This is a genomic window from Bradyrhizobium sp. I71 (assembly GCF_022354745.1).
In the GTDB taxonomy this organism is placed as follows: Bacteria; Pseudomonadota; Alphaproteobacteria; order Rhizobiales; family Xanthobacteraceae; genus Bradyrhizobium; species Bradyrhizobium liaoningense.
The window spans coordinates 5,438,267-5,460,196 of the sequence record NZ_CP059398.1 but is presented as its reverse complement, the minus strand read 5'-3'; the positions used below and the strand labels follow the sequence as shown (position 1 = coordinate 5,460,196).

Below are 21,930 nucleotides of genomic sequence, written 5' to 3'. Positions count from 1 at the left end.
GGGCCCTTTCTCTTGGGACTCGGGCGCAGTTTCAAATCCGGTGCGCGTCCAGCTCCTCCTCCGCCGCGCTCCCTGATCAGCGGGGCCCGCTCGCGCGCACGGGATTGCCCGTCTTCGCGGGACGAAGGCGCACCCGGTCGCGGACGTCAGGCAGAACGTCGCTGCCGCCAGCTGCCTTCCATTCGCCGATCAGGAGGTTGATTCTCCGGCGCAGATCCATCTGCGCCAGGGCCCTTTCCGTGCAGTCGCAGCCGCGCTCGACGAGATCGCGCACCGACGCCTCGACGTCGGCCATTTCGAGCCTCAAGACTCTGATTTTACGTCGAATTTCATTAATTCTGTTGTCCATGGCTTGTTAGAACAAAATAAGAACATATAGTCAAGTCACGATTTCAGAACGGAGAATGCAGATGCAGGTTCAAGGTAAATACGACGCCAGGGTTTTTCTCGGCGAGCAGATGACGCGGGCGCAGGGTCTCAGGCTGAAGCGGCTGAGCGATGAGGCCTATCAACCCGCCCAATTTGCACGGGACCTGTCCTTCGGTGAGGCTGCACGGCGCATCCAGGCGCTGGAGGCGGAGATCGAATTGGCGAACTCCTTCTAGCTGCGCCGCGCACCTGCACGTTGTGTACGCGCTGCCGGAACCATGGCGGAGCCGAACGGTTCTCCTCGCCAAGGGAGAGCATGGATGGCACGCAAGGCAAAGAAACGTCGCTACTCACGCAGCTCCGGCAGCGATGTCGAAAGCGAGATGCGGCGCTACAAAAAGGGTACCGCGAAGAGCGGGCGCGGGGGACGCGGCGGCCGCGTGAAGAGCCGCAAGCAGGCAATCGCGATCGGACTGTCGAAGGCGCGCAAGAAGGGCAAGAAGGTCCCGAAGAAGGCATCGAAGCGGAAGAGTGCCAAGAAGACGTCGAGAAAATCGTCTAAGTCAAGCAAGTCGTCAAAGAAGTCGTCGAAGCGCAAATCCAGCAAACGCTGACGCTGACCTGTCTCAGATCATGCTGCCCGGCATGAAGCAGCGGATCGAAATCCCGAACGCCGTCTTCACCGGCCACACCATGGTGCGGCCGGCCCGGTTTGGCTCGGTGATGACGGCTTCGTCCGGCACATCTATCCACTGCCCGTCCAGACGCACGCGGTAACGCCCGTTGTGCGACTCCCAGTCGGGATCGGCGACGGCAAATCCATCCGCATCCGAGCAGCACGGGCCGAGCTGGCTGCGCAGACTGTCGAACCATGGTTTCAGGGGGGAGTTCGCGTAGCGGCCGTCGTCACGCCCGAGCGCGTTTCCGCCCCAGAGCACCAATGACGCTACGAACAGTGTACTCCTCCGCGAGAGCTTCAATCGAACCATGTCGGCACCGATCAAATGCGAACCGCCGGCAAGTTCCACAAAGCAGCGGCAGGCTCGAAGTTCCACGACTGCAACCCACCTTTGCGACTCCCTTGCCGCAGCGGTGCTGGAACTGTGATGAGCGAACACGGCTTTTTCGGACGAACTGCGTCACCATTCCTGTGGTTAACGAGAATGTTATCAATAACCCAACGGGAATTTCGAGGCTGAACGGGAAAGGCGGCCCGAGGGCCGCCTTTTTTGATCTGCGTCGCTCGATGCGCGCGTCTCTACGCGAGCGGAACTGCGACGAATCTCGTCGCCTCCGCGCTTTTGACCTGCAACAGCACGCTGCGCTTGCCCGACGATTTGGCCTGCGCCAGCTCCGAACGGACGTCGCCGACATTGGCAACGGCCTTGCCGCCGACATTGAGGATGACGTCGCCGGTCTGAATGCCGCGCTGTGCCGCCGGCCCTTGCGGATCGACCTCGGTGACGACGACACCCTTCTGGCCCGCGCCCTGGACGTCACCTGCCGGCGCCAGGCTGAGGCCGAGGCGCGGCGTGCCGGCATTCGGCTGCCCTCTGCCCTCGTCGGCATTGCCATTTCCTTTGGCTTGCCGCTCGTTCGGCAGCTCGCCGAGCGCCAGGGTCACCGTTTTGCTGTCGCCCTTGCGGAAGACGTCGAGCTTCACGGACGTGCCCGGCGCCAAGGTGGCGATGGTGCGGGCGAGGTCGCGGGAGTCCTTGATCGTGGTGCCGTTGACGGCGGTGATGACGTCCCCCGCCTCGATGCCGGCCTTCGCCGCCGGGCTGCCATCCTGCGGATTGTCGACGATCGCCCCGCGCGCCTCCTTGAGGCCGAGGCTGTCGGCAATATCCGATGTCACGGGCTGCACCTGCACGCCGAGCCAGCCTCGGGTGACCACACCCTTATCCTTCAATTGCGCGACGACGAGCTTGGCGGTCGAGGCCGGAATGTCGAAGCCGATGCCGACCGAGCCGCCCGAGGGCGAGAAGATCGCAGTGTTCACGCCGATCACGTTGCCGTTCATGTCGAAGGCCGGGCCGCCGGAATTGCCCTTGTTGATGGGCGCATCGATCTGGATGAAATCGTCATAGGGACCATTGCCGATATCACGGCCGCTGGCCGAGACGATGCCCGCGGTCACAGTGCCGCCAAGACCAAAGGGATTGCCGACCGCGACCACCCAGTCGCCGATGCGCGGCTTCTGGTCGGAGAATTTGACGAACGGAAAGTCCTTCTTGCCATCGACCTTGATCAGCGCGAGATCGGTCTTCGGATCGGTGCCGACGACTTTCGCAGTGTAGGTCGTGCCGTCATCCATCGTCACCTGGACGGACTCGGCGTGGTCGACGACGTGGTTGTTGGTCACGGCATAACCGTCGGCGGAAATGAAGAAGCCGGAGCCTTCGCCCGTGATCATCTGATGGCGCTGGCGCGGCATGCCGTTCATGCCGCCCGGGGAGCGGAAGCCGAACTGTCGCGAGAACTGGTCGAACGGCGTATTCTCGTCCGAATCCATCCGGTTCTGCTGCAGCATCGCGGTCTTGTCGTTGTTCTGGTCGATCTTCACCCGCACCGAGATCACCGCGGGTTTGACCTTGCTGACCAGATCGCCGAAGCCCGGCGGCGTCGCGGCGGCTTCCGCAGCCTGAGCCGGCGCAATGAAGGAGTTCGTACCGAACGGCGCAGAGCCTGGCGCCATTGACAGGGCGGCCACGCCCAGCGCGGCCACGGTGCCGAGCAGCACGAGCCGGCGCGGCCTCAAGATCTTGCGGGACGTGGTGGTGTCGGAATTGACGCGATCGTTCATGTCGAAATATCCATGTTGAGCTGATGTCGCCTTGCCCTCAACATGGTCGCTGCCACCTTACGGCGTCCCGTCCATCCGATTAAATCTCGGCAAAGAACGGGAGAGCGGGCGCAGCAGGCAGATCGCCGCCGCCCATTTGATGCAGCTCAACACGGGCGCTTCGCGCAGTGAAAAACTGCGCTCATGAGGTCCACCGGAGGCGCGCCATGTACAAAGACATTCTCGTCCACATTCCCACCGAACGTCCCATGCGGCCCGCGATCGAGGGCTCGATCTCGCTCGCGTCGTATCTCAACGCCCATCTCGACGCGGTCGCGGTCGGCTATGTCGCAACCAGTGCAGCTTACGTGATGGAGGGCGGCGCGGCGGTGGCGGCCGTGTTCGAACTGGAGCGCGAGCGGGCCGTGGAGCGGGCCGAGGCCGCGCTCGCGGTGTTCAGGAGCGAAGCGGCGAACGCCGGCATCTCCTACGCCTGCCACGCGCTCGGCGCGATCCCGGCGGATGCAGCCGTCTCGCTCGGCGAGATGGCGCGCCTGCACGATCTCAACATCGTGCTCCAGCCGGATCCGACGCAAGGCGCGTTTGACAACGACGTGCCAGGCGAGATCCTGTTTCAGGCGGGCGGCCCGGTGCTGTTCCTGCCCTACACCTTCCGTGGAGCCTTCAAGGCGAACCGGATCGGCATCTGCTGGGACGGCAGCCGCCTCGCTGCCCGTGCCGTGCGCGACGCAGCGACGTTCCTGGCGCGCGCCGCAGAGATCGTGATCATCACCATCAACGAGGCCGACGCCGTCTCCGGCGAGGCTTCAGCGAGCAGTCTGGCAAAACATCTCGGCCGGCGCGGACTGCCGACCCGCACGGTCAGCCTGTCGGCAGCGCGCGCCGACATTCAGCCGACCATCCTGTCGCTGGCGGCCGACGAGAGCCTCGATCTCCTGGTGATGGGCGGCTACGGCCATTCGCGGTTGCAGGAGCGCGTTCTCGGGGGCGTCACCCGCGCCATGCTGGAAGCCATGACAGTGCCGACGCTGATGTCGCATTGAGGCGAGCCGGCTTGGCGCCATTACGCCGCGACGGGAGCCTGCCAGGGCGGGGGCGCAGCAGTGTTGTCCCCGTCGCGTTGCACATTGCAGGCGTCGAAATGCGCCTTGAGTTCGACTTCGGCGAGGTGTTCGAAATGTTCGGCCTGGCCGAGGAGTTCCCAGGTCTGGAGCGGCCGGTAGGCTGCCTGCTGACGACAGAGGGACGCCAGCGCCCGGTAGCGACGTACGTTCTCCATGAGACCCTCCCTCGCATCTGCCGAGGTTATTGCCTTAGTTTACGTCAGGCCGATGGCGATTGTGCAAAAGATTTGCTGCGCCCCCTCGCCTAATCTCGGCTCGTTCTTGGGAAATGCGTAGGCGGGTCAAAGTTCCAAATTGCGCCCAGGAGCGCTCGGCCTTCTCTAGACTACCGGCTACGGCCTCCATCGCTTGCGCGCATCCGCTGCGCAGAACTGTTTTGCAGGTGCGGAACTCGGCCGGCCTCGGCGGCGGCGCGAATGGCCGCGATATTGGCGGCATATTCGGCCGCGCCCCTGCCACGAAACACGGCGGAACCCGCGACCAGCGTGTCGGCGCCCGCTGCAGTCACGGCAGCGGCATTGTCGCGCGTGACGCCGCCATCGACTTCAAGACGGATCGGCCGCTCGCCGATCATGGCCCTAATCCGCCTGATCTTCTCGATCTGCGACCCGATGAATGATTGGCCACCAAAGCCTGGATTGACCGTCATCACCAGCACGAGATCTATACGGTCGAGCACATATTCGATCGTCGCCTCCGGCGTCGACGGACAAAGGCTGACGCCAGCCTTCCTGCCGAGCGAGCGGATCGCCTGGAGCGAGCGGTCGAGATGCGGGCCGGCTTCGGCGTGCACCGTGATGAGGTCCGCTCCGGCTTTCGCGAACGCCTCGAGATAGGGATCGGTCGGCGCGATCATCAGATGCACGTCGAAGACCTTGTTCGTCAACGGCCGGATCGCCTTGATGACGTCAGCACCGAAACTGATGTTCGGCACGAAATGCCCGTCCATGACGTCGCAATGGATCCAATCGGCGCCGGCGGTGTCGATGGCCGCGACCTCCTCGCCGAGACGTGCGAAATCCGCAGCCAGAATCGAGGGCGCAATGACGATCTCTCCGGTCATGGCTTTGCACTCCGCGCATCGGCGCCGCCGCTGAAGACGCGGCTCGCAAGGACGTCCGCGGGATCAATGGTTTCGAGGTCGGCGACATCGAGCATGCGGTCGAGATCGGACACCAGGCGATCGGCCTGCCGCAGACGAATGCGGTCGACGGCGTTGCGGATCGAACGGGCGTTGGAGAAAAACGGCTGGGTCCGGCGAAATTCGATATACTTCTCGAAAGCCTCGCGCGCGGCCGCCGAGAAGCGATAGCCGCGCTCCTTCAGCATCAGCTCGGCGATCACGAGCAGCTCGGCTTCCCCATAGTCAGGAAATTCGATGTGGTGCGCGATGCGCGAGCGGAAGCCGGGATTGGAGGCGAAGAAGCTCGTCATCCGCTCGCCATAGCCGGCAAGGATCACCACGAGGTCTTCGCGCTGGTTCTCCATCACCTGGAGCAGGATCTCGATGGCTTCCTGACCGTAGTCGCGCTCGTTGTCGGGCCGATGCAGGTAATAGGCTTCGTCGATGAACAACACGCCGCCCATCGCCTTCTTCAGGATCTCCTTGGTCTTCGGCGCGGTGTGGCCGATATACTGGCCGACGAGGTCGTCGCGCGTCACGGAGATCACCTGCCCGCGCCGCACGAAGCCGAGGCCGTACAGGATCTTGGCCATGCGTAGCGCCACGGTCGTCTTGCCGGTGCCGGGATTGCCCGTGAAGGACATGTGCAGCGTCGGCGGCGCGGAGGCCAGTCCCGCCCGCTGCCGGATGCGTTCGACCAGCAGCAGCGAGGCGATCTGGCGCACGCGGTCCTTCACCGGCTTGAGCCCGATCAGCTCCTGATCGAGCTGTTGCAGCGTATCGGTGATCCCGGCCGCTTCGGCCTCCTTGCGAAGATCGAAACGAGTCTCGTTCTGTTCGGTCGTCGTTGCATGGGGAACATCGAGCATCGGCACCTCGAAGAAAAGAGCTTCGCCGCCGGGAGCGGCGAAGCAGTGGTCCGCCAAGGATGCGGAGCAGGGAGAGCTCCGCGCGGAGGAGGATGGCTATTGAGCGGCGTGGGCGGCCGGCTTGCGCATCGTGGTGTAACGGATCGCGCGGCCGCCGACTTCCTGCCGCACCAGTTCGAACTCCGCCTCTTGCGGCGGCCGGTTGACGAGGAAGGAGATCCGCACCGATTCCCAGCCATGGCCGGAATCGAAGCCGCTGATGCGGATGTAGCGGTCGCCGTACACCCTGCGGCATTCGGCGAGCTCCATCATCACGCCGGCGGCGTCCTGAAGGTCGAACATCGGCAGCCCCCACATCTCCCAATAGGTGTTGCGGGGATGCGGATCGTCGGTGAACTCGATATTCACCGCCCAACCCTTGGTCAGACAATATTGCACCTGCTTGGTGATCTGATCGTCGGTGAGATCGGGCAGGAACGAGAAGCAGCCTTGAGTCAGCTTCATGTCAAATCTCCTCAAACGGTTTCGAGCGCGGTCGGCACGAAGTCCGGCGTGTCGGTGGATTCATAATTGAAGGTAACGTCCTTCCAGACTTCGAGCGCCGCCTTCAGCGGCGTGCAGGTCTCGGCCGCCCTGGCCAGGATCTCCGGGCCCTCGTGGACGTAGTCGCGGCCCTCGTTGCGAGCGAGGATCATGGCTTCCAGCGCCACGCGGTTGGCGATCGCGCCGGCGGCAATGCCCATGGGATGGCCGATGGTGCCGCCGCCGAATTGCAGCACCACGTCTTCGCCCAGGAGATCGAGCAGCTGATGCATCTGGCCGGCATGGATGCCGCCGGAAGCAACCGGCATCATTTTGTTGAGGCTCGCCCAGGACTGGTCGAAGAACAGGCCGTGCTCGAGCTTGGCCGGATTGAAGTCCTCGCGGCAGACGTCGTAATAGCCGCGCGTGGTATTGGGGTCGCCTTCGAGCTTGCCGACCACCGTGCCGGCATGGATGTGGTCGACGCCGGCAAGCCGCATCCACTTGGCGATGACACGGAACGACACGCCATGGCTCTTCTGCCGCGTATAGGTCGAATGCCCGGCGCGGTGCAGATGCAGGATCATGTCGTTGCGCCGCGCCCATTTGGCCATCGACTGGATCGCGGTGTAACCGATCACGAGGTCGATCATGACGATGCAGGAGCCGAGCTCCTTGGCGAACTCAGCGCGCTCGTACATGTCCTCCATCGTGCCCGCGGTGATGTTCAGGTACGTGCCCTTCACTTCGCCGGAGGCGGCCTGCGCGCGGTTCACGGCTTCCATGCAATAGAGGAAACGATCGCGCCAATGCATGAAGGGCTGCGAGTTGATGTTCTCGTCGTCCTTGGTGAAATCGAGCCCGCCCTTCAGCGCCTCATAGACCACGCGGCCGTAATTGCGCCCGGATAGACCGAGCTTGGGCTTCACCGTTGCGCCCAGCAGCGGCCGGCCGAACTTGTCGAGCCGCTCGCGCTCGACCACGATGCCGGTCGCCGGCCCCTGGAACGTCTTCACATAGGCGACGGGGAAGCGCATGTCCTCCAGGCGCAGCGCCTTCAGCGGCTTGAAGCCGAACACATTGCCGATGATCGAGGCCGAGAGGTTCGCGATCGAACCCGGCTCGAACAGGTCGAGGTCATAGGCGATATAGGCGAAATACGAGCCGGGCGAGCCCGGGACCGGATCGACGCGATAGCACTTGGCGCGATATTTCTCCGCAGCGGTGAGGCGATCGGTCCACACCACGGTCCAGGTGGCGGTCGAGGATTCGCCGGCCACCGCAGCAGAGGCCTCGATCGGATCGACGCCCTCCTGGGGCGTGACGCGAAACAGCGCGATGACATCCGTGTCCTTTGGCGTGTAGTCGGGCTCCCAATAGCCCATGCGCTTGTATTCCATCACGCCGGAGCGATAGCGCTCTTTGCCGCGGACCGTGCCTGCATGTGCGTTCATGTCTCTCTCCTGCTCTTTTCTCTGCTCTTTCCGATTGACTAGGCCGCCACGGACTCGCGGGCGTCGACGCGCGGATCGAGCTCGCCGGCGCGGTAGCGCCGCGCCATCTCGCTCATCGGGACCGCCTTGATCCTGCTCGCATGGCCCGCGGTGCCGAACTGCTCGAAGCGCTCGCGGCAAAGCTCGCGCATCGCATCCATCGCCGGTTTGAGGAACTTGCGCGGGTCGAACTCACTGCGGCTTTGCGCCGCCACCTTGCGAAACACCGCAGTCATAGCCAGCCGACAGTCGGTGTCGATATTGACCTTGCGCACGCCGCTTTTGATGCCGCGGACGATCTCGTCCACCGGCACGCCCCAGGTCTGCGGCATCTCGCCGCCGAACTGGTTGAACATGTCCTGGAGCGACTGCGGCACCGAGGAAGAGCCGTGCATGACCAGATGGGTGTTCGGCAGCCGACGATGGATCTCCTCGACCACGCGCATCGCCAGGATGTCACCATCGGGCTTGCGGCTGAACTTGTAGGCGCCGTGGGAAGTGCCCATCGCGATCGCCAGGGCGTCGACCTTCGTTGCGCGGACGAAATCGACGGCCTGGTCGGGATCCGTCAAGAGCTGATCGTGGCTGACCTTGCCCTCGACACCGTGGCCGTCTTCCTGCTCGCCGCCGCCGTGCTCCAGCGAGCCGAGCACGCCGAGCTCGCCTTCGACGGAAGCGCCGACCCAATGGGCGAGATCGACGACGCGCCGGGTGATCGCGACATTGTAGTCATAGTCGGCCGCCGTCTTTGCGTCGGCCTTGAGCGAGCCGTCCATCATCACCGATGTGAAGCCGTGGGCGATGGCCGAGGCGCAGGTCGCCTCGTCATTGCCGTGGTCCTGGTGCATGCAGAGCGGGATGTCCGGATAGGTCCGCTCCAGTGCGTCGATCATGTGCGAGAGCATAAGATCGCCGGCATAGCTGCGCGCGCCGCGCGAGGCCTGGATGATCACCGGCGCGTCGACCTCGGCCGCCGCCTGCATGATCGCGATGCCCTGCTCCATATTGTTGATGTTGAATGCCGGCACCGCGTAGCCGTGGCTGGCCGCGTGATCGAGCAGTTGGCGAAGGGTGATACGAGCCACGATTGATCCTCCTTATCGACTCTTGCGGGCGATCGCCCGGCGGGCGGCTTCTGCAATGCTTTGCGGCGTGATGCCGAACTCGCGGTACAGCACCGGCGCGGGCGCCGAGGCACCGAAGCCGCGCATGCCGACGAACTCGCCGTCGGCACCGATCCAGCGTGGCCAGTCGCCCAGCACCGCCGCCTCGATGCCGACGCGCGGCGCGGTGCCGAGCACGGAGGCGCGGTAGTCTTCCGGCTCCTCCTCGAACAGCGCGAAGCAGGGTGCGGAGACGACGGCCGCTCGGATGTGCTCGGTCGCGAGCAGGCGGGCGGCTTCCAAGGCGATCGAGACTTCCGAGCCGGTTGCCATCAATGTCACGTCGCGGCCGCCGTCCGGGGAGACAACGAGGTAGGCACCGCGCGCGACGCGGTTCTTGCCGCGAGCATCGCTGCGGAAGGTCGGCAAGGCCTGCCGCGACAGGCACAGCACGGACGGGCGATGCTCCGCCGTAAGCGCACAGTCCCAGGCCTCCAGCGTTTCCACGGCATCAGCCGGCCGGAACACGAGCAGGTTGGGAATGACGCGCAACGCCGCGAGATGCTCGACCGGCTGGTGCGTCGGGCCATCCTCTCCTAGTCCGATGGAGTCGTGCGTCATCACATGGATCACGCGCAGCCGCATCAGGGTCGCAAGCCGGATCGCCGGCCGGCTGTAGTCGGAAAACGCGAGGAACGTGCCGCCATACGGGATGAAGCCGCCATGCAATGCGAGACCGTTCATCGCAGCCGCCATGCCGTGCTCGCGAATGCCGTAGTGGATGTAGTCGCCGGTGAACGCACCGCGCTTGACCGGAGCCTGCGCCTTGGCATGCGTCAGGTTCGAATGAGTGAGGTCCGCGGAGCCGCCGACCAGACCGGGGATGGTCCCGGCGATACCGTCGAGCACCTGTTGCGAGGCCTGCCGTGTCGCGAGCTTCGGACGCTCGGATGCGAAGCGTTCACGCAATTTCGCCGCAGCCAGCGCATAGACGGCGGGCAGAGCCACGGCCTTGCCCTCGACGAACAGATCGCGCTGCTCGGGCGTTGCGCTTTCATAGCGATCGAGCCAGGCGAGACGGTCGACCTGTCCGCGCTGCCCGATCATCCGCCAGGCCTTCTGAATCGGGATCGGCACGACGAAGGGCTGATAGTCCCAGCCAAGCGTCCGCCGCGCCGCTGCCGTCTGGTCGGTGCCGAGCGGCGCGCCATGCGCCTTCTCGGTGCCCTGCCGTTCCGGCGCGCCATAGCCGATGATGGTGCGGCAGGCGATCAGCGACGGCTTTGCGGTCTCCCGCTCCTCGGCGATGGCCTGCGCAATCGCTTCGGGATCGTGCCCGTCGATGCTGCGCACCGACCAGCCGGAGGCGGCGAAACGCGCGAGCTGATCGTCGGACGTGGCCAGCGAGGTCGGGCCGTCGATGGAGATGCCGTTGTCGTCGAACAGGACGATCAGTCGGCCGAGCCCGAGATGGCCGGCAAGCGAGATCGCCTCCTGGCTGATGCCTTCCATCAGGCAGCCGTCGCCCGCGACGACGTAGGTGAAGTGGTCGACAAGGCCGTCGCCATGCCGTGCATTGGCCATCCGCTCGGCGAGCGCCATGCCGACAGCGGTCGCGATGCCCTGCCCCAGCGGCCCCGTCGTGGTCTCGACACCAGGCGTATGGCCATATTCGGGATGACCCGGCGTCTTCGAGCCCCATTGCCTGAAGGCCTTGATGTCGTCGAGGCTGACGTCGCCGCCGGTCAGATGCAGCAGCGCGTAAAGCAGCATCGAACCGTGGCCCGCCGAGAGCACGAAGCGGTCGCGGTCGGGCCAGTTCGGATGCGCCGAGTCGAATTTCAGAAAGCGCGAGAACAGCACGGTCGCGACATCGGCCATGCCCATGGGCAGCCCGGGATGGCCGGACTGCGAGGTCTCGATGGCGTCCACCGCGAGGAAGCGGACAGCGTTGGCGAGATCGTGGTGCGTGACCGCCGTGAGGTCGGCTTCGGCGTGGACGGAGATGTTCATCGGATTCTCTCCTCGTTCACTTCAGGTTTCGCTTGCGCTCGATCAGCTGCATGATCAGCGGCGTCAGGATCAGCTGCATCGCGAGGTCGAGCTTCGCGCCCGGACACACGATCGAGTTCGCGCGGGACATCCAGCTTTGCGGCAGCATCGAGAGCAGATAGGGGAAGTCGATGCCGCGCGGGTTCTTGAAGCGGATCACGACCATCGATTCGTCCGGCGTCGGAATCCAGCGCGCGACGAACGGGTTGGAGGTGTCCACCGTCGGCACGCGCTGGAAGTTGATGTCGGTCTCGGTGAATTGCGGGCAGATGTAGTGGATGTAGTCCGGCATCCGCCGCAGGATGGTGTCGGTGACGGCCTCGGTGGAATAGCCCCGCGCGCTGCGGTCGCGGTGCAGCTTCTGGATCCATTCGAGATTGATGACGGGCACGACGCCGATCTTCAGATCCGCATAGCGCGCGACATTCACCTTGTCCGTGACTACGGCGCCGTGCAGGCCCTCGTAGAACAGCAGGTCTGAATTCTCCGGCAGCCCCTTCCAGTCGGTGAAGGTGCCGGGCGCAGCGCCGTGCAGCGCGGATTCCTCGGCGTCGTGGACGTAGTGCCGCGTCACCGCCGTGCCGGTCTCGCCGTAATCGCGGAACGCACGCTCCAGCTCCTCGAACAAATTGGTCTCGGGGCTGAAATGGCTGAAGTGCTTGTTGCCGCGCTCGGCCTCCTTGGCCATCTGCGCGCGCATCTCGGCGCGGTCGTAGCGATGGAAGGCGTCGCCCTCGATATAGGCGGCGTTGACCTTCTCGCGGAAGAAGATCTGCTCGAAGGTCTTCTTGACCGAGGTGGTGCCGGCGCCGGAGGAGCCGGTGATGGAGATGATCGGATGCTTCCTGGACATGGCGCGCCTCGCTCAGAGCCGGAAGAAGCCGCGGCGCGCGAACAGCGGCGCGGAGACGCTGGCAACCAGCAGCGGATCGCAATGCAGCTCCTCGACCCGCCGGACCTCGTTGCTCGAGCCCATGATCAGCGGGACGCGCTGGTGCAGGCTCTGCGCAGACAGTTCGAGGATGCGCTCGCGCCCGGTCGAGGCAGAGCCGCCGGCCTGCTCGATGATCATGGCCATCGGATGCGCCTCGTAGGTGAGGCGCAGGCGGCCGTCGCCATAGCCGGGGCGCGCATCGGAAGGATACAGGAACACGCCGCCGCGGGTGAGAATGCGATAGGCTTCCGCGACCAGCGAGCCGATCCAGCGCATGTTGAAATCGTGGTTGGCCGGCCCGTCGACGCCGGCGAGGCACTCGTCGACGAAGGCGCGCACCGGCGGATCCCAGTGCCGGCGATTCGATGCGTTGATCGCGAACTCCTCGCAGGCCTCCGGGATCTGCACCACGCTGCGCGCGAGGCGGAAACAGCCGGATTTGCGGTCGAGCATGAAGATGTCGACGCCGTCGCCGAGCGTCAGCACCAGCGAGGTCTGCGGACCGTAAGTGACGAAGCCGGCAGCGAGCTGCGCCGAGCCGCGCTGATGGAAGGCGAGCGAGAGATCATCGGGCGCCGGCAGGATCGAGAAGATCGTGCCGACGGTCATGTTGATGTCGATGTTGGAGGAGCCGTCGAGGGGATCGATCGCGATGCAGATGCGCCCCTGACGGTCGACGATCTGGGCCTCGCGCATCTCCTCCGACGCCAGCGCCGCGATCGGCAGCCGGCTGAGGCAGCGGCGCAGGATCGCATCGGCCTGGACGTCGAGATCGCGCTGGAGATCGCCATCGCTGTTGCGGCCCGTGGTCAGGCCCGAGGCGTCGGCGAGATCGCCGGATGCGATGAGATCGGCGATCTCGATCGCCGCTGCCGCGATGGCATCCACCGCGCCCGCCACCGCCAGCGCGTGGGGTGCGGTCTCTGAATACCGTTGAAGGTGGTCGTCCAGCCTGAGTTGCCCGGTCATCTGCGTCCATCCCCTCTGTCGGCGCCGCATCCAGTTTCCTCCCCGCTGGAGGTCGGTGCGATCAGTCCCGGCATCAGGAGATTGACAGGGGCGGCTTAATAAGGAAAATTTCTATTCATAATGAGCCTCAAAGAATTTTCTTATAATGGCCCCGGCCATGCGGCGGCCCAGCTCCGGCATCTGACGATCCGGCAGCTGCGCTCGCTCGCGGCGCTCTCGGCCAAGGGCAGCGTGACGGCGGCATCCAGCCATCTCGGGCTGACCCAGCCGGCGGTGACCCAGCAGCTCCGGCAGCTTCAGGACCTGGCCGGCCTGCCGCTGGTGCAGCGGACCGGCGACGGCATGCTGCTGACGGAAGCGGGCAAGGAGGTGCTGGCGCTGGCCGAGCGGGTCGAGGCCGCCATCACGGATTGCCAGGGCGCGCTCGACCTGCTCGCGGGGCGGACCGGCGGCACGGTGAAGCTCGGTGCGGTCTCGACCGCGAAATACTTCGTGCCGCATGCGATCGCGGCGTTCTCCAAGCGCTACCCCAAGATCGAGATCAAGCTGACCATCGGCAATCGCGAGGAGATCCGCGAGGCCATGCACGGCTACGACCTCGACTTCGCGGTGATGGGTCGGCCACCGGCCGACGTCACCGTCGACGTCCGCCAGCTCGGGCGCAATCCGCACATCATCGTCGCGCGCAAGGGCCACTGGTTGGAGAAGGATTCCGGCCTCAACCTCACCGACCTCGTGCACGAGACCTTCCTCACCCGTGAGCCCGGCTCGGGGACGCGGACGCTGATGGAGGGCCTGTTCCAGAAGTCGGATCTCGAGCCGGTCATCGGCATGGAGATGAGCAGCAACGAGACCATCAAGCAGGCGGTCATCGCCGGGCTCGGCATCGCCTTCATCTCGGCCCACACCGTGGCGCATGAGCTCGCCGAGGGCCGGCTCGTCGTGCTCGACGTCGCCGGCCTGCCGATCGTCCGGCAATGGTACGTGATCCGCCGCAGCGACAAGGTGCTGCTGCCGCCCGCGCAGGCGATGTTCGATTTTCTGGGCTCGGAAGGATCGAATTATCTGCCCGACGTGCCCGAACTCGGCGGGCGATAGCCGGCCGGCGCTCAGCTCATCAGCTTCATGGCGACGGTCGCCGCCAGCACCACGATGATCTGGAGCAGACGCTCGGTCGTGAAGATGCGGTTGAAGGTGGTCATCGCTTGCCCGGGCCGACGTGAAGGAGATCTCGATCGGCCCGTTGCTAGCACACAAGGATGCGGAGACAACTCCGTAATTGTCCCGTGGGTGATCGCACCTTCGGCGAGCCGGTTGCCGGCCGCGCCGATGACTGGCGATCAGGCCGCGAGCGGGGCGGTGCAGTCCGTGCGCGCCGCGAAATAGGCCTCCAGCTCCGACAGCGCCCGCGCTTCCCAATCCCTCGCCTGCTCCAGCAGCGACCAGCTCTGGCCCGGGCGGAATGCGGCGGTCTGGCGATAGAGCGATGCGATGCCGCGATAGCGGCGCACGTTCTCCAAGATGGCGTGACCGTTCATGTCCGAAAACTCCCTCGTCATTCCCGCGGGAGAAACTGCGGCCAAATCTTTTTCGAAAAGTTAGCGGCGCGCGGCAAGTTCGCGGATGGTTGCCGGACTGTTGCACGTCCGCAACGCGCACGGTCCTGCCCGGCCGATTTATTGCGGATTCGTTGCCGCGCTCTCGCCCGAAGGCTTCAGCCCGCTGCGGCTGACGATCGTCATCGTCTCGCGGCAGAGATCGGCAAGGCCGATCAGCAGCACGGCCAGGAGGCAGAACAGGTTGATGGAATCGGCGTTCGCGCTGGTCAGCGTGGTGAACTGGAAGAAGGGCGGTATGAACGCCCACCACACCAGCGGAATCGTAAGCAGCGCGGCGAATGCCGCCGCCGGTGCGCCCGCCACCAGCGCCAGCACGAACAGGCTGGGCAGGAACGCAGCGAAATAGAGCTTCGCGCCGAGCGCGACGCAGATGCCCTGAAGCACGGCCGACATGGCGACGACGGCTAGCCCGAGCAGAAACGCCTGCCACGACCATGGCCGTACCCGCGGTACGCCAAACAGCCCCGCACGCCTCATCCGCCTCTCCCTGCCGCCCATTAACTTGGTGCGTTTGTGGCAAAAATACTCCAACCGCCGGCAGGCCGCGAGATGGAAATTGGAGCGCCGCAAGCTTCATCAGGCGCCGGACGGATTCTTGTCCGAGGCTGGTTAACGCGCGCATCGTCCGAGCGCGCCCCGCAACTACTCGGTGGCCGCATAAAGCAGGCCGGCGACGGGCAGGGCAAGGCCAATGGCCGATGCGAGTGCCCAGCCGCCTTGCGCGAAGGCGAAGGCTCCGACCGCGGAGCCGGCCGCGCCGGCTGCGAAGAACGTCGCCATGTAGAGGCCGTTGAGGCGGCTGCGGTGCTCGTGCCCGAGCGCGAAGATGGCGCGGAAGCCGAGCACGACGTTGCCCTGGACACCGATATCGATGGCGATCGCGGCCACCACCAGACAGGAAAGGTTCAGCATCGAGCCGGGCGCGCCGACATAGGTCACGAGGAAGCCGCCGGCCGCGAGCAGCATCGCGACCAGCGTCGCGATGCGGCTATGGCCGTGATCGGCGAGGCGTCCGGCGATCGGTGCGGCGAACACGCCGGCGACGCCGGCCAGCGCAAACAGCGCGATGCCGCGCTGGGAGAAGCCGAACTCGCCGGCGAGCTGGAGCGGCGCCACCGTCCAGAACAGGGTGAAGGCGCCGAACAGGCTCGCCTGATAGAGCGCGCGGCGCCGCAGCAGCGGCGTGGCCCGCACCAGATGCGGCATCGACAGCAGCAATTCGCCGTAGTGCATCCGCGTCACCGGCTTGCGCTTCGGCAGCGTCATCCAGAGCGCGACCGCGAGCACGATCATCAGCGCTGCGGAGCAGAAGAACACCGCGTGCCACGACAGGGCCGCGGTGACGAAGCTCGACACCGGACGCGCCAGCATGATGCCGAGCATCAGGCCGGTCGAGACGTTGCCGACGACGCGGCCGCGGATGGCTGCTGGCGCCAGGTGCGCCGCATAGGGAATGATGATCTGCACGGCCACCGAGCCGAGGCCGATGAACAGCGCGGCGATCAGGAACGGCAGCGCATGGGTGGCGAACGCGGCGGCGAGCAGCGCGGCCGCACCAAGCGTGATCACCGAGCAGATCAGGGCGCGGTTCTCGACGAGATCGCCGAGCGGCACGATCAGCAGCAGCCCGGTGCCGTAGCCGATCTGCGTCATGGTGACGATCAGTCCCGCCGCGGCATGCGACAGGCCGAGCGCGGCGCTGATCGGGGCGATCAGCGGCTGCGCATAGTAGATGTTGGCGGCGACCATGCCACAGGCCGCGGCGAGCACGAAGGTCAGGCGCTGCGACACCGCATCCGGCCCGGGCGCGGTCTCGATCGTGGCATTCATCGTCATTCGCATAGACTCCAGATAATATATAGGGAATGACCATTCCCTATTATGACAAAAAATTCAGGCGAGCAGCTTCATGGCGACGCCGACAAGGCGCTCCCCGTCGAGCGGCAGGCGCGCCTTGCCGACGACGCGCATCCCCTGCGTGATGCAGAGCATCAGCCGTGCGGTGTCGTCGGCTGCGACATGGCGAGGGATCGAGCCGTCGGCCTGCCCCGCGCGGATGAGGCCGGCGATGAAATCTTCGTTGGTCGCAAGCTGCGTGCTGACGCGGGCCGCGACCATCGCGTCGTGCGCGGACAGTTCGACGGCGCTGCCGACCACGAGGCAGCCGCGCCGTCCCTCGATTCCGTGGGAGTGCTCGACATAGGACAGCAGCACGTTGCGGATCTGCTCACGGCCGTTTGCGCCCCGCGCCGCCGCGCTGCGGGTCTGCTCCTGGCGCAGCGCCGTGTAGCGCTCGAAGGCGGCGAGGAACACCGCATGCTTGTCGCGAAACGCCTTGTACACGCTTCCGGTGGCGAGCCGCATCGCCGCGGTGAGGTCGCCGATCGAGGTGGCATGGTAGCCCCGCTCGCGAAACACGCGCACGGCGCGGTCGAGCGCGGTATCCATGTCGAACTCCCGGGGACGACCGGGACGACGGGCAGACTGAGATCGGCGGGCAGTCTTTTGCATCGCGGCATAATAGGGAATGATTGTTCCCGAATAAAGACACGTGGTTGTGAGCGGGTCGAGGGGGGGAGGATTCGAAGGTTCTGACGAAGCGGCTCTCACTCGTGTCCCGGACAAGCTGCAACGCGACAGCGTTGCGGCGCAGCGCCAGGACCCAGAGCCACACGGTACGACAACAACGATATGGGCCCCGGCTCTGCAGCGCACCGTCGAAGGGACGCTGCGCTGCGTCCGGGGCACGAGAGTGGAGTATGGCGCACGCTCTCTCCTCCGCGTCATTGCGAGGAGCCCTTGCGACGAAGCAATCCAGAGTCTCTCCGAGGAGAGATTCTGGATTGCTTCGTTCCGCTCGCAATGACGGAGTACGACGCAACAGCACGCTCTTCCACTACATCTCGCTTGCCGACGCGCCTTCGCATTCTCGCGGCGCTTTTCGCCCGAGCTTTGCTGGTCTCGCCACCCTCATGAAGCCAAGAGGGCACAGGGAAGGCCGGGTGCCGGCCGGCACCCGCGGTCCGCTGCGCGAAATGCACACGCAGGAAGAACCGCACAGCAGCATACAGGTGTAGCCAATCACTCGGCCTTCCCTGCGCGATGGTCGGACGGCTTATGCCGTGCTCTCCCGGGAGCCGAACTTTCCTTCTGGCCTCCCTCGCCCCGCGAATTGGATGATGCAGTCTGCCCGGTTGGGCTCGCTCGCACCTTCGCGGAAGCTTGACCGTAGCAACGACGGCCAGGACCACACGGTTTTGCCGTACGCACGGCCCGCCATTCGCCGCAGTCTTTCCAGCCCTGTCGACGGAGCCGGAAACTTGCAAGACGAGACGAAGCCTGACAGCGCCGCTCGTCCGCACGCGGGTCTCGAGCTCACAGGGACTACCCGCCCTGCCCGCCCCATCTCGTGCCGACGTTGCCGCGTCCACCGCAAGCCCGGCTCGCGATCAAGACGACACCGAGATCGCCCCTCTTGGATGAGCCGGGATGGGCAACACATACGCCATTTCCGAATTTCGGTAAAGCGGAATATTTTCGTAGGGGGGATTGACAGAGAGCGACACAGCCGCCGCTCCGTCATCCTGAGGTGCGAGACATGGGACGCCATGCGTCGCATGTCGAGCCTCGAAGGATGAGCGGCCACAGTCGGGCCGTCGCCCTTCGAGGCTCGCCGAAGAGGCGAGCGCCTCAGGGTGACGGTGGTGCAGATGGCGTAGCCCGGATGCAGCGACAGCATCATCCGGGGCATCGCGAGATGCCGGGCGAGCGGCCCCGGATTGCGCTTCGCTCCATGTGGGCTACGAGAGTCATTCCTTCCGCGGCACCGGCGTCCCATCCGCCATCGTCGTCACGCCCTTCCGTTCCACGATCAGCCCGTAGGCCTGCGGCTGGCGGTGGACATCGAAATTGAAAGTGGTGCGCTTATAGGAGTTGCAGAGATCGAGATCGCAGCGCGCCAGCGCGATCTCGTCACCCTTGGTGGTGCAGGCCGCCATGATCTCGCCGGAGGGCGCAATGATGCAGCTGCCGCCGATGTGGTCGACGCCCTCCTCGATGCCGGCCTTGGCGACGCCGACCACGAAGGTGCCGTTCTGATAGGCGCCGGCCTGCATCACCAGATGATTGTGGAACAGCGAGAGATCGTCATGCTCGGGCGCGGGCGGATTGTGCACCGGCGTGTTGTAGCCGATCAGCACCATCTCGACGCCCTGCAGGCCCATGACCCGATAGGTCTCGCTCCAGCGGCGATCGTTGCAGATCGCCATGCCCATCACGCCGCCGAAGGCATCCGTCACGCCGAAGCCGCTGCCCGGCTCGAAGTAGCGCTTCTCCAGATGCTGAAACTCGCGCCACGGCTCGTGCTCGGCATGGCCCGGCAGATGGACCTTGCGATACTTCAGGACGATCGCGCCGCTCTTGTCGACGAGAATGGAGGTGTTGTAGCGCCTGACAATTCCGGCCTCGACCGTCAGCTCGGCATAGCCGAGGCAAAAGCCGATCCCGAGCTCGCGCGCCAGATCGAACAGCGCCTGCGTTTCGGGGCCCGGCATCTCGCGCTCGAAGAAACTGTCGATCTCGGCCTGATCCTCAAAATACCAGCGTGGAAAGAACGTGGTCAGCGCCAGCTCGGGGTAGACGATCAGATCGCAGCCGCAAGCCCGAGCCTGGCGCATCAAGGCCATCAGCCGCGCCATCACCGCGGTCCTGGTCTCGCTCCTCGCGATCGGGCCGAGCTGGCCGGCTGCAATCGTCACAAATCTCGCCACGCGTCATTCCTTCGTTTTTCCGGGTGCGGCGGGCTTGAGCCTGCGCCGCACGCATAGGCCGCTTCGGCCCATCATCCTGATGGCACAATCAAATTCCGTGCCTGCGGGTATCATCTTGCGGCGCCAGGCGAGTGCGCGCCGAAACTCAGGGAATTTCGTTGCCGATCTGCAACGGTTCCCCGCGATCTGAAGCCGGACAAAACAAACTCCCATTCCGGCCACGAACCGCTCTCACAAGGCCGTGAGACTATCAGGGGAACGACGATGCGTGCACAACGCGTTTGGAAAGTGAATGGGGCGGCCAGCATCGGGCAGCTTCAATCGAGACTGGACGATCTGAACAAGCGTCTCGGCCAGCTCGAAAACCAGCAGCCGGATAGCGGGACGCTGGAAGAGCTGAGAGCGATCGCGCTCAGCCTGTCGCGCGAGATCGACGACATCCGCTGCGCCGAGGCGACGGCGGCCCTGAGCGAGCTGTTGCGGAAGTAGCGGACGCCCGCGATTCGCATCGCGCGCAGGGAACTAAGTTCCGCCGCCGCCATTTCCATGCAGAGCATGGAGCAAGATCATGACCAGGCACCTGACGCGAGCCGATCCCGCGCGCGCCGTGGCTGGCACGGTATTCATGCAGGTCCTGTGCGCGGCGACGGCCTTCACCGTCGCGGCATTTCGCGCTGCGAGGGATTTGGCATGACATCGGACCCCGAGGAGTCGGTGCGGCTGCAAGGCTACGGCGAGATGACGTTGCGCACGGCCGTCGAGACGCTGATGCTGCTCGCACCGCGCGAACGATACGAAGCCGCGGTCTTCCGCGTCCGCGACGGCGTGCGCCTCGCGCAAAGCGAGATCGCCGAGCTCGCATCAAGCTGGGGCATCGAGCCGGCGCCCAAGGTGCGATCGCCGAGACCGGTCCCCGAGCAGCACTGGCAAGACATCGTTCGCGGCATGGTGCGCGAGGCCCCGCTGCCGTCGCTGATGGTGGCGTTTCTGGTGGGGATGCTGGTGGCGCGGAGGTAGTCCTCTTCGAGCGACAGCGAAACTCTCTCAGCGCAGCCGATCCATCCCGAAAAATACCCGGCCGTCGCAACGGCCGGGTACTCACTAGTTGCCTTATCAGTGGTGCATGTTCTTTGCACGGGCCGGGGGCAGCAGCACCGTGTCGATGACGTGGATGACGCCGTTCGAGGCCTCGATGTCCGGCTGGATGACGTGCGCGTCGTTGACGCGGACACCGAGGCTTCCGTCGACGTTGAGGGACTGGCCTCCGACGGTTGCCACTTTCAGCGATTTGCCGGCGACGTCGGCAGCCTTCACGCGGCCCGGAATGACGTGATACTTCAGGACCGCCGCGAGCTTTGCCTTGTTCTTCAACAGCGATTCGACCGTTCCGGGCGGCAGCTTGGCGAAGGCTGCATCGTTGGGCGCGAACACCGTGAACGGGCCCTTGCTCTTGAGCGTCTTCACCAGACCGGCGGCTTTCACGGCCGTCACCAGCGTGGTGAACGACCCCGCGGAAACAGCGGTGTCCACGATGTCGGCAGCGCGCGCCACGGATGGACCAAGCAGGGCAGCGACCATGGCCGCTCCGGCCACGAACGAACGAATTGCAGGCGTCATCAGGTTCTCCAAAAATATGATTCAATCCATGTCGACGCGATGGCTGCACCCGACATGGCGCATCCATCGTGCGATCAGTTGCGATCGGCCTCTACGAAACGAAGCCTCGCGACGGTTGGATCACTGCCCTTATCAAATATCCGCTGGGTCACGTCGAAACGTTGCAAGGCGCTCGGACGACCCCGTTGTATCCAGCCCCCGCGTCCTAGTGCCGCGCTCGCCCTTCACCGTGGCGCACGAACTTCTGACTCTTGATCTGCGGATGAAGGACTCAGCATCTGCGGATGAAGGACTCAGCTCAGCGCCTTGGTGCCGAAGGAACGGCATGGCAGCCGAAGTTCGAGCACATCCCGCGGGCGAGATCGCCCCGGTCTCTCCTACGCATCTGGAAGTGACGCTCGCAATTTCAGGAGCCAGCAGCGCGATCGTCGAGCGGCGTGCGCACGGCCGCATCCAGAGAACTTGAAGCAAGAAACGTCCGTGGGAAGACTGCTCGTCGAACAGCTCAGCATCGGGCGCCTTGAAGACACGTGCCAGCTCTTGGTGAAGCAAGAAGTGTCA

At 65.1% G+C, this 21,930-nt stretch carries 25 protein-coding genes; 7 read left to right on the top strand and 18 right to left on the bottom strand.

Annotation, left to right across the window (positions count from 1 at the left end; genetic code table 11):
- Window positions 1-76 precede the first annotated feature (76 nt).
- Complete coding sequence (locus tag FJV43_RS26290) at window positions 77-295, bottom strand: hypothetical protein (RefSeq protein ID WP_239621950.1); 219 nt, start codon at window positions 293-295, stop codon at window positions 77-79.
- A gap of 115 nt (window positions 296-410) precedes the next feature.
- On the opposite strand from FJV43_RS26290, the gene FJV43_RS26285 reads away from it, so the two are divergent.
- Window positions 411-605 carry a DUF3072 domain-containing protein gene (locus tag FJV43_RS26285; RefSeq protein ID WP_239621949.1) on the top strand — a complete coding sequence of 65 codons (195 nt, stop codon included), beginning with the start codon at window positions 411-413 and terminating at the stop codon, window positions 603-605.
- An 84-nt stretch (window positions 606-689) separates the two neighbouring features.
- The gene (locus tag FJV43_RS26280) at window positions 690-983 is read left to right on the top strand and encodes a DUF6496 domain-containing protein (protein WP_028176955.1); all 294 of its coding nucleotides are present in this window, start codon (window positions 690-692) and stop codon (window positions 981-983) included.
- Window positions 984-995: 12 nt separating this feature from the next.
- On the opposite strand, the gene FJV43_RS26275 is transcribed toward FJV43_RS26280, so the two are convergent.
- Together FJV43_RS26275 and FJV43_RS26270 are read right to left on the bottom strand one after the other, a co-directional pair.
- Complete coding sequence (locus FJV43_RS26275) at window positions 996-1,373, bottom strand: hypothetical protein (protein WP_239621948.1); 378 nt, start codon at window positions 1,371-1,373, stop codon at window positions 996-998.
- Window positions 1,374-1,627: 254 nt separating this feature from the next.
- A complete protein-coding gene (locus FJV43_RS26270; protein WP_239621947.1) occupies window positions 1,628-3,175 on the bottom strand; it encodes a Do family serine endopeptidase in 1,548 nt (515 codons plus the stop codon).
- A gap of 206 nt (window positions 3,176-3,381) precedes the next feature.
- On the opposite strand from FJV43_RS26270, the gene FJV43_RS26265 reads away from it, so the two are divergent.
- Window positions 3,382-4,218: a universal stress protein gene (locus FJV43_RS26265; protein ID WP_239621946.1), complete on the top strand. Its 837-nt coding sequence runs from the start codon at window positions 3,382-3,384 to the stop codon at window positions 4,216-4,218.
- Between the two features lie 20 nt (window positions 4,219-4,238).
- Here the strand turns inward: FJV43_RS26265 and FJV43_RS26260 are convergent, their stop codons facing one another.
- The 9 genes from FJV43_RS26260 to FJV43_RS26220 all read right to left on the bottom strand — a co-directional run bounded on the left by FJV43_RS26260 (window position 4,239) and on the right by FJV43_RS26220 (window position 13,364).
- Window positions 4,239-4,454, bottom strand: a complete 216-nt coding sequence (locus tag FJV43_RS26260) for a hypothetical protein (protein WP_131866399.1) — start codon at window positions 4,452-4,454, stop codon at window positions 4,239-4,241.
- A 170-nt stretch (window positions 4,455-4,624) separates the two neighbouring features.
- Entirely contained in the window at window positions 4,625-5,362 is a 738-nt protein-coding gene (rpe, locus tag FJV43_RS26255; RefSeq protein ID WP_239621945.1) for a ribulose-phosphate 3-epimerase, read from the bottom strand.
- Complete coding sequence (cbbX, locus tag FJV43_RS26250) at window positions 5,359-6,291, bottom strand: CbbX protein (RefSeq protein WP_239621944.1); 933 nt, start codon at window positions 6,289-6,291, stop codon at window positions 5,359-5,361. The genes rpe and cbbX overlap by 4 nt, the downstream gene beginning before the upstream one ends.
- 96 nt (window positions 6,292-6,387) lie before the next feature.
- Window positions 6,388-6,795, bottom strand: coding sequence for a ribulose bisphosphate carboxylase small subunit (locus FJV43_RS26245; protein ID WP_239621943.1), 408 nt, complete (start codon window positions 6,793-6,795; stop codon window positions 6,388-6,390).
- Between the two features lie 11 nt (window positions 6,796-6,806).
- Window positions 6,807-8,267: a form I ribulose bisphosphate carboxylase large subunit gene (locus FJV43_RS26240; protein ID WP_239621942.1), complete on the bottom strand. Its 1,461-nt coding sequence runs from the start codon at window positions 8,265-8,267 to the stop codon at window positions 6,807-6,809.
- A gap of 38 nt (window positions 8,268-8,305) precedes the next feature.
- Entirely contained in the window at window positions 8,306-9,391 is a 1,086-nt protein-coding gene (fba, locus tag FJV43_RS26235) for a class II fructose-bisphosphate aldolase (RefSeq protein WP_239621941.1), read from the bottom strand.
- Window positions 9,392-9,403: 12 nt separating this feature from the next.
- Window positions 9,404-11,422 (bottom strand): transketolase, encoded by a 2,019-nt coding sequence (gene tkt, locus FJV43_RS26230; protein WP_239621940.1) that lies wholly within the window; start codon window positions 11,420-11,422, stop codon window positions 9,404-9,406.
- A gap of 16 nt (window positions 11,423-11,438) precedes the next feature.
- The gene (locus tag FJV43_RS26225) at window positions 11,439-12,314 is read right to left on the bottom strand and encodes a phosphoribulokinase (protein WP_239621939.1); all 876 of its coding nucleotides are present in this window, start codon (window positions 12,312-12,314) and stop codon (window positions 11,439-11,441) included.
- Between the two features lie 12 nt (window positions 12,315-12,326).
- Window positions 12,327-13,364, bottom strand: coding sequence for a class 1 fructose-bisphosphatase (locus tag FJV43_RS26220; protein ID WP_239621938.1), 1,038 nt, complete (start codon window positions 13,362-13,364; stop codon window positions 12,327-12,329).
- 120 nt (window positions 13,365-13,484) lie between these two features.
- Here FJV43_RS26220 and FJV43_RS26215 point away from each other — a divergent pair, with 120 nt between their 5' ends.
- Window positions 13,485-14,462, top strand: coding sequence for a LysR family transcriptional regulator (locus FJV43_RS26215; protein WP_239621937.1), 978 nt, complete (start codon window positions 13,485-13,487; stop codon window positions 14,460-14,462).
- A 242-nt stretch (window positions 14,463-14,704) separates the two neighbouring features.
- Here the strand turns inward: FJV43_RS26215 and FJV43_RS26210 are convergent, their stop codons facing one another.
- The 5 genes from FJV43_RS26210 to FJV43_RS26190 form a co-directional block, all read right to left on the bottom strand.
- Window positions 14,705-14,902: a hypothetical protein gene (locus tag FJV43_RS26210; RefSeq protein WP_239621936.1), complete on the bottom strand. Its 198-nt coding sequence runs from the start codon at window positions 14,900-14,902 to the stop codon at window positions 14,705-14,707.
- A gap of 138 nt (window positions 14,903-15,040) precedes the next feature.
- A complete protein-coding gene (locus FJV43_RS26205; protein ID WP_239621935.1) occupies window positions 15,041-15,460 on the bottom strand; it encodes a DUF4118 domain-containing protein in 420 nt (139 codons plus the stop codon).
- A 165-nt stretch (window positions 15,461-15,625) separates the two neighbouring features.
- Complete coding sequence (locus FJV43_RS26200; protein ID WP_239621934.1) at window positions 15,626-16,819, bottom strand: MFS transporter; 1,194 nt, start codon at window positions 16,817-16,819, stop codon at window positions 15,626-15,628.
- A gap of 57 nt (window positions 16,820-16,876) precedes the next feature.
- On the bottom strand, window positions 16,877-17,494 hold the full coding sequence (locus FJV43_RS26195; protein WP_239621933.1) for a TetR/AcrR family transcriptional regulator: 618 nt from the start codon (window positions 17,492-17,494) through the stop codon (window positions 16,877-16,879).
- 1,298 nt (window positions 17,495-18,792) lie between these two features.
- The gene (locus FJV43_RS26190) at window positions 18,793-19,752 is read right to left on the bottom strand and encodes an N-carbamoyl-D-amino-acid hydrolase (protein WP_239621932.1); all 960 of its coding nucleotides are present in this window, start codon (window positions 19,750-19,752) and stop codon (window positions 18,793-18,795) included.
- Window positions 19,753-20,016: 264 nt separating this feature from the next.
- Here FJV43_RS26190 and FJV43_RS26185 point away from each other — a divergent pair, with 264 nt between their 5' ends.
- From FJV43_RS26185 to FJV43_RS26180, 3 genes are all read left to right on the top strand, one after another.
- Window positions 20,017-20,241: a hypothetical protein gene (locus tag FJV43_RS26185; RefSeq protein WP_239621931.1), complete on the top strand. Its 225-nt coding sequence runs from the start codon at window positions 20,017-20,019 to the stop codon at window positions 20,239-20,241.
- A gap of 79 nt (window positions 20,242-20,320) precedes the next feature.
- Window positions 20,321-20,446 carry a hypothetical protein gene (locus FJV43_RS37190; protein WP_256456317.1) on the top strand — a complete coding sequence of 42 codons (126 nt, stop codon included), beginning with the start codon at window positions 20,321-20,323 and terminating at the stop codon, window positions 20,444-20,446.
- Window positions 20,443-20,769 carry a hypothetical protein gene (locus FJV43_RS26180; RefSeq protein WP_239621930.1) on the top strand — a complete coding sequence of 109 codons (327 nt, stop codon included), beginning with the start codon at window positions 20,443-20,445 and terminating at the stop codon, window positions 20,767-20,769. Before FJV43_RS37190 ends, FJV43_RS26180 begins: the two co-directional genes overlap by 4 nt.
- Window positions 20,770-20,865: 96 nt before the next feature.
- Here the strand turns inward: FJV43_RS26180 and FJV43_RS26175 are convergent, their stop codons facing one another.
- The gene (locus tag FJV43_RS26175) at window positions 20,866-21,330 is read right to left on the bottom strand and encodes a fasciclin domain-containing protein (protein ID WP_345946204.1); all 465 of its coding nucleotides are present in this window, start codon (window positions 21,328-21,330) and stop codon (window positions 20,866-20,868) included.
- Between the last annotated feature and the right edge of the window lie 600 nt (window positions 21,331-21,930).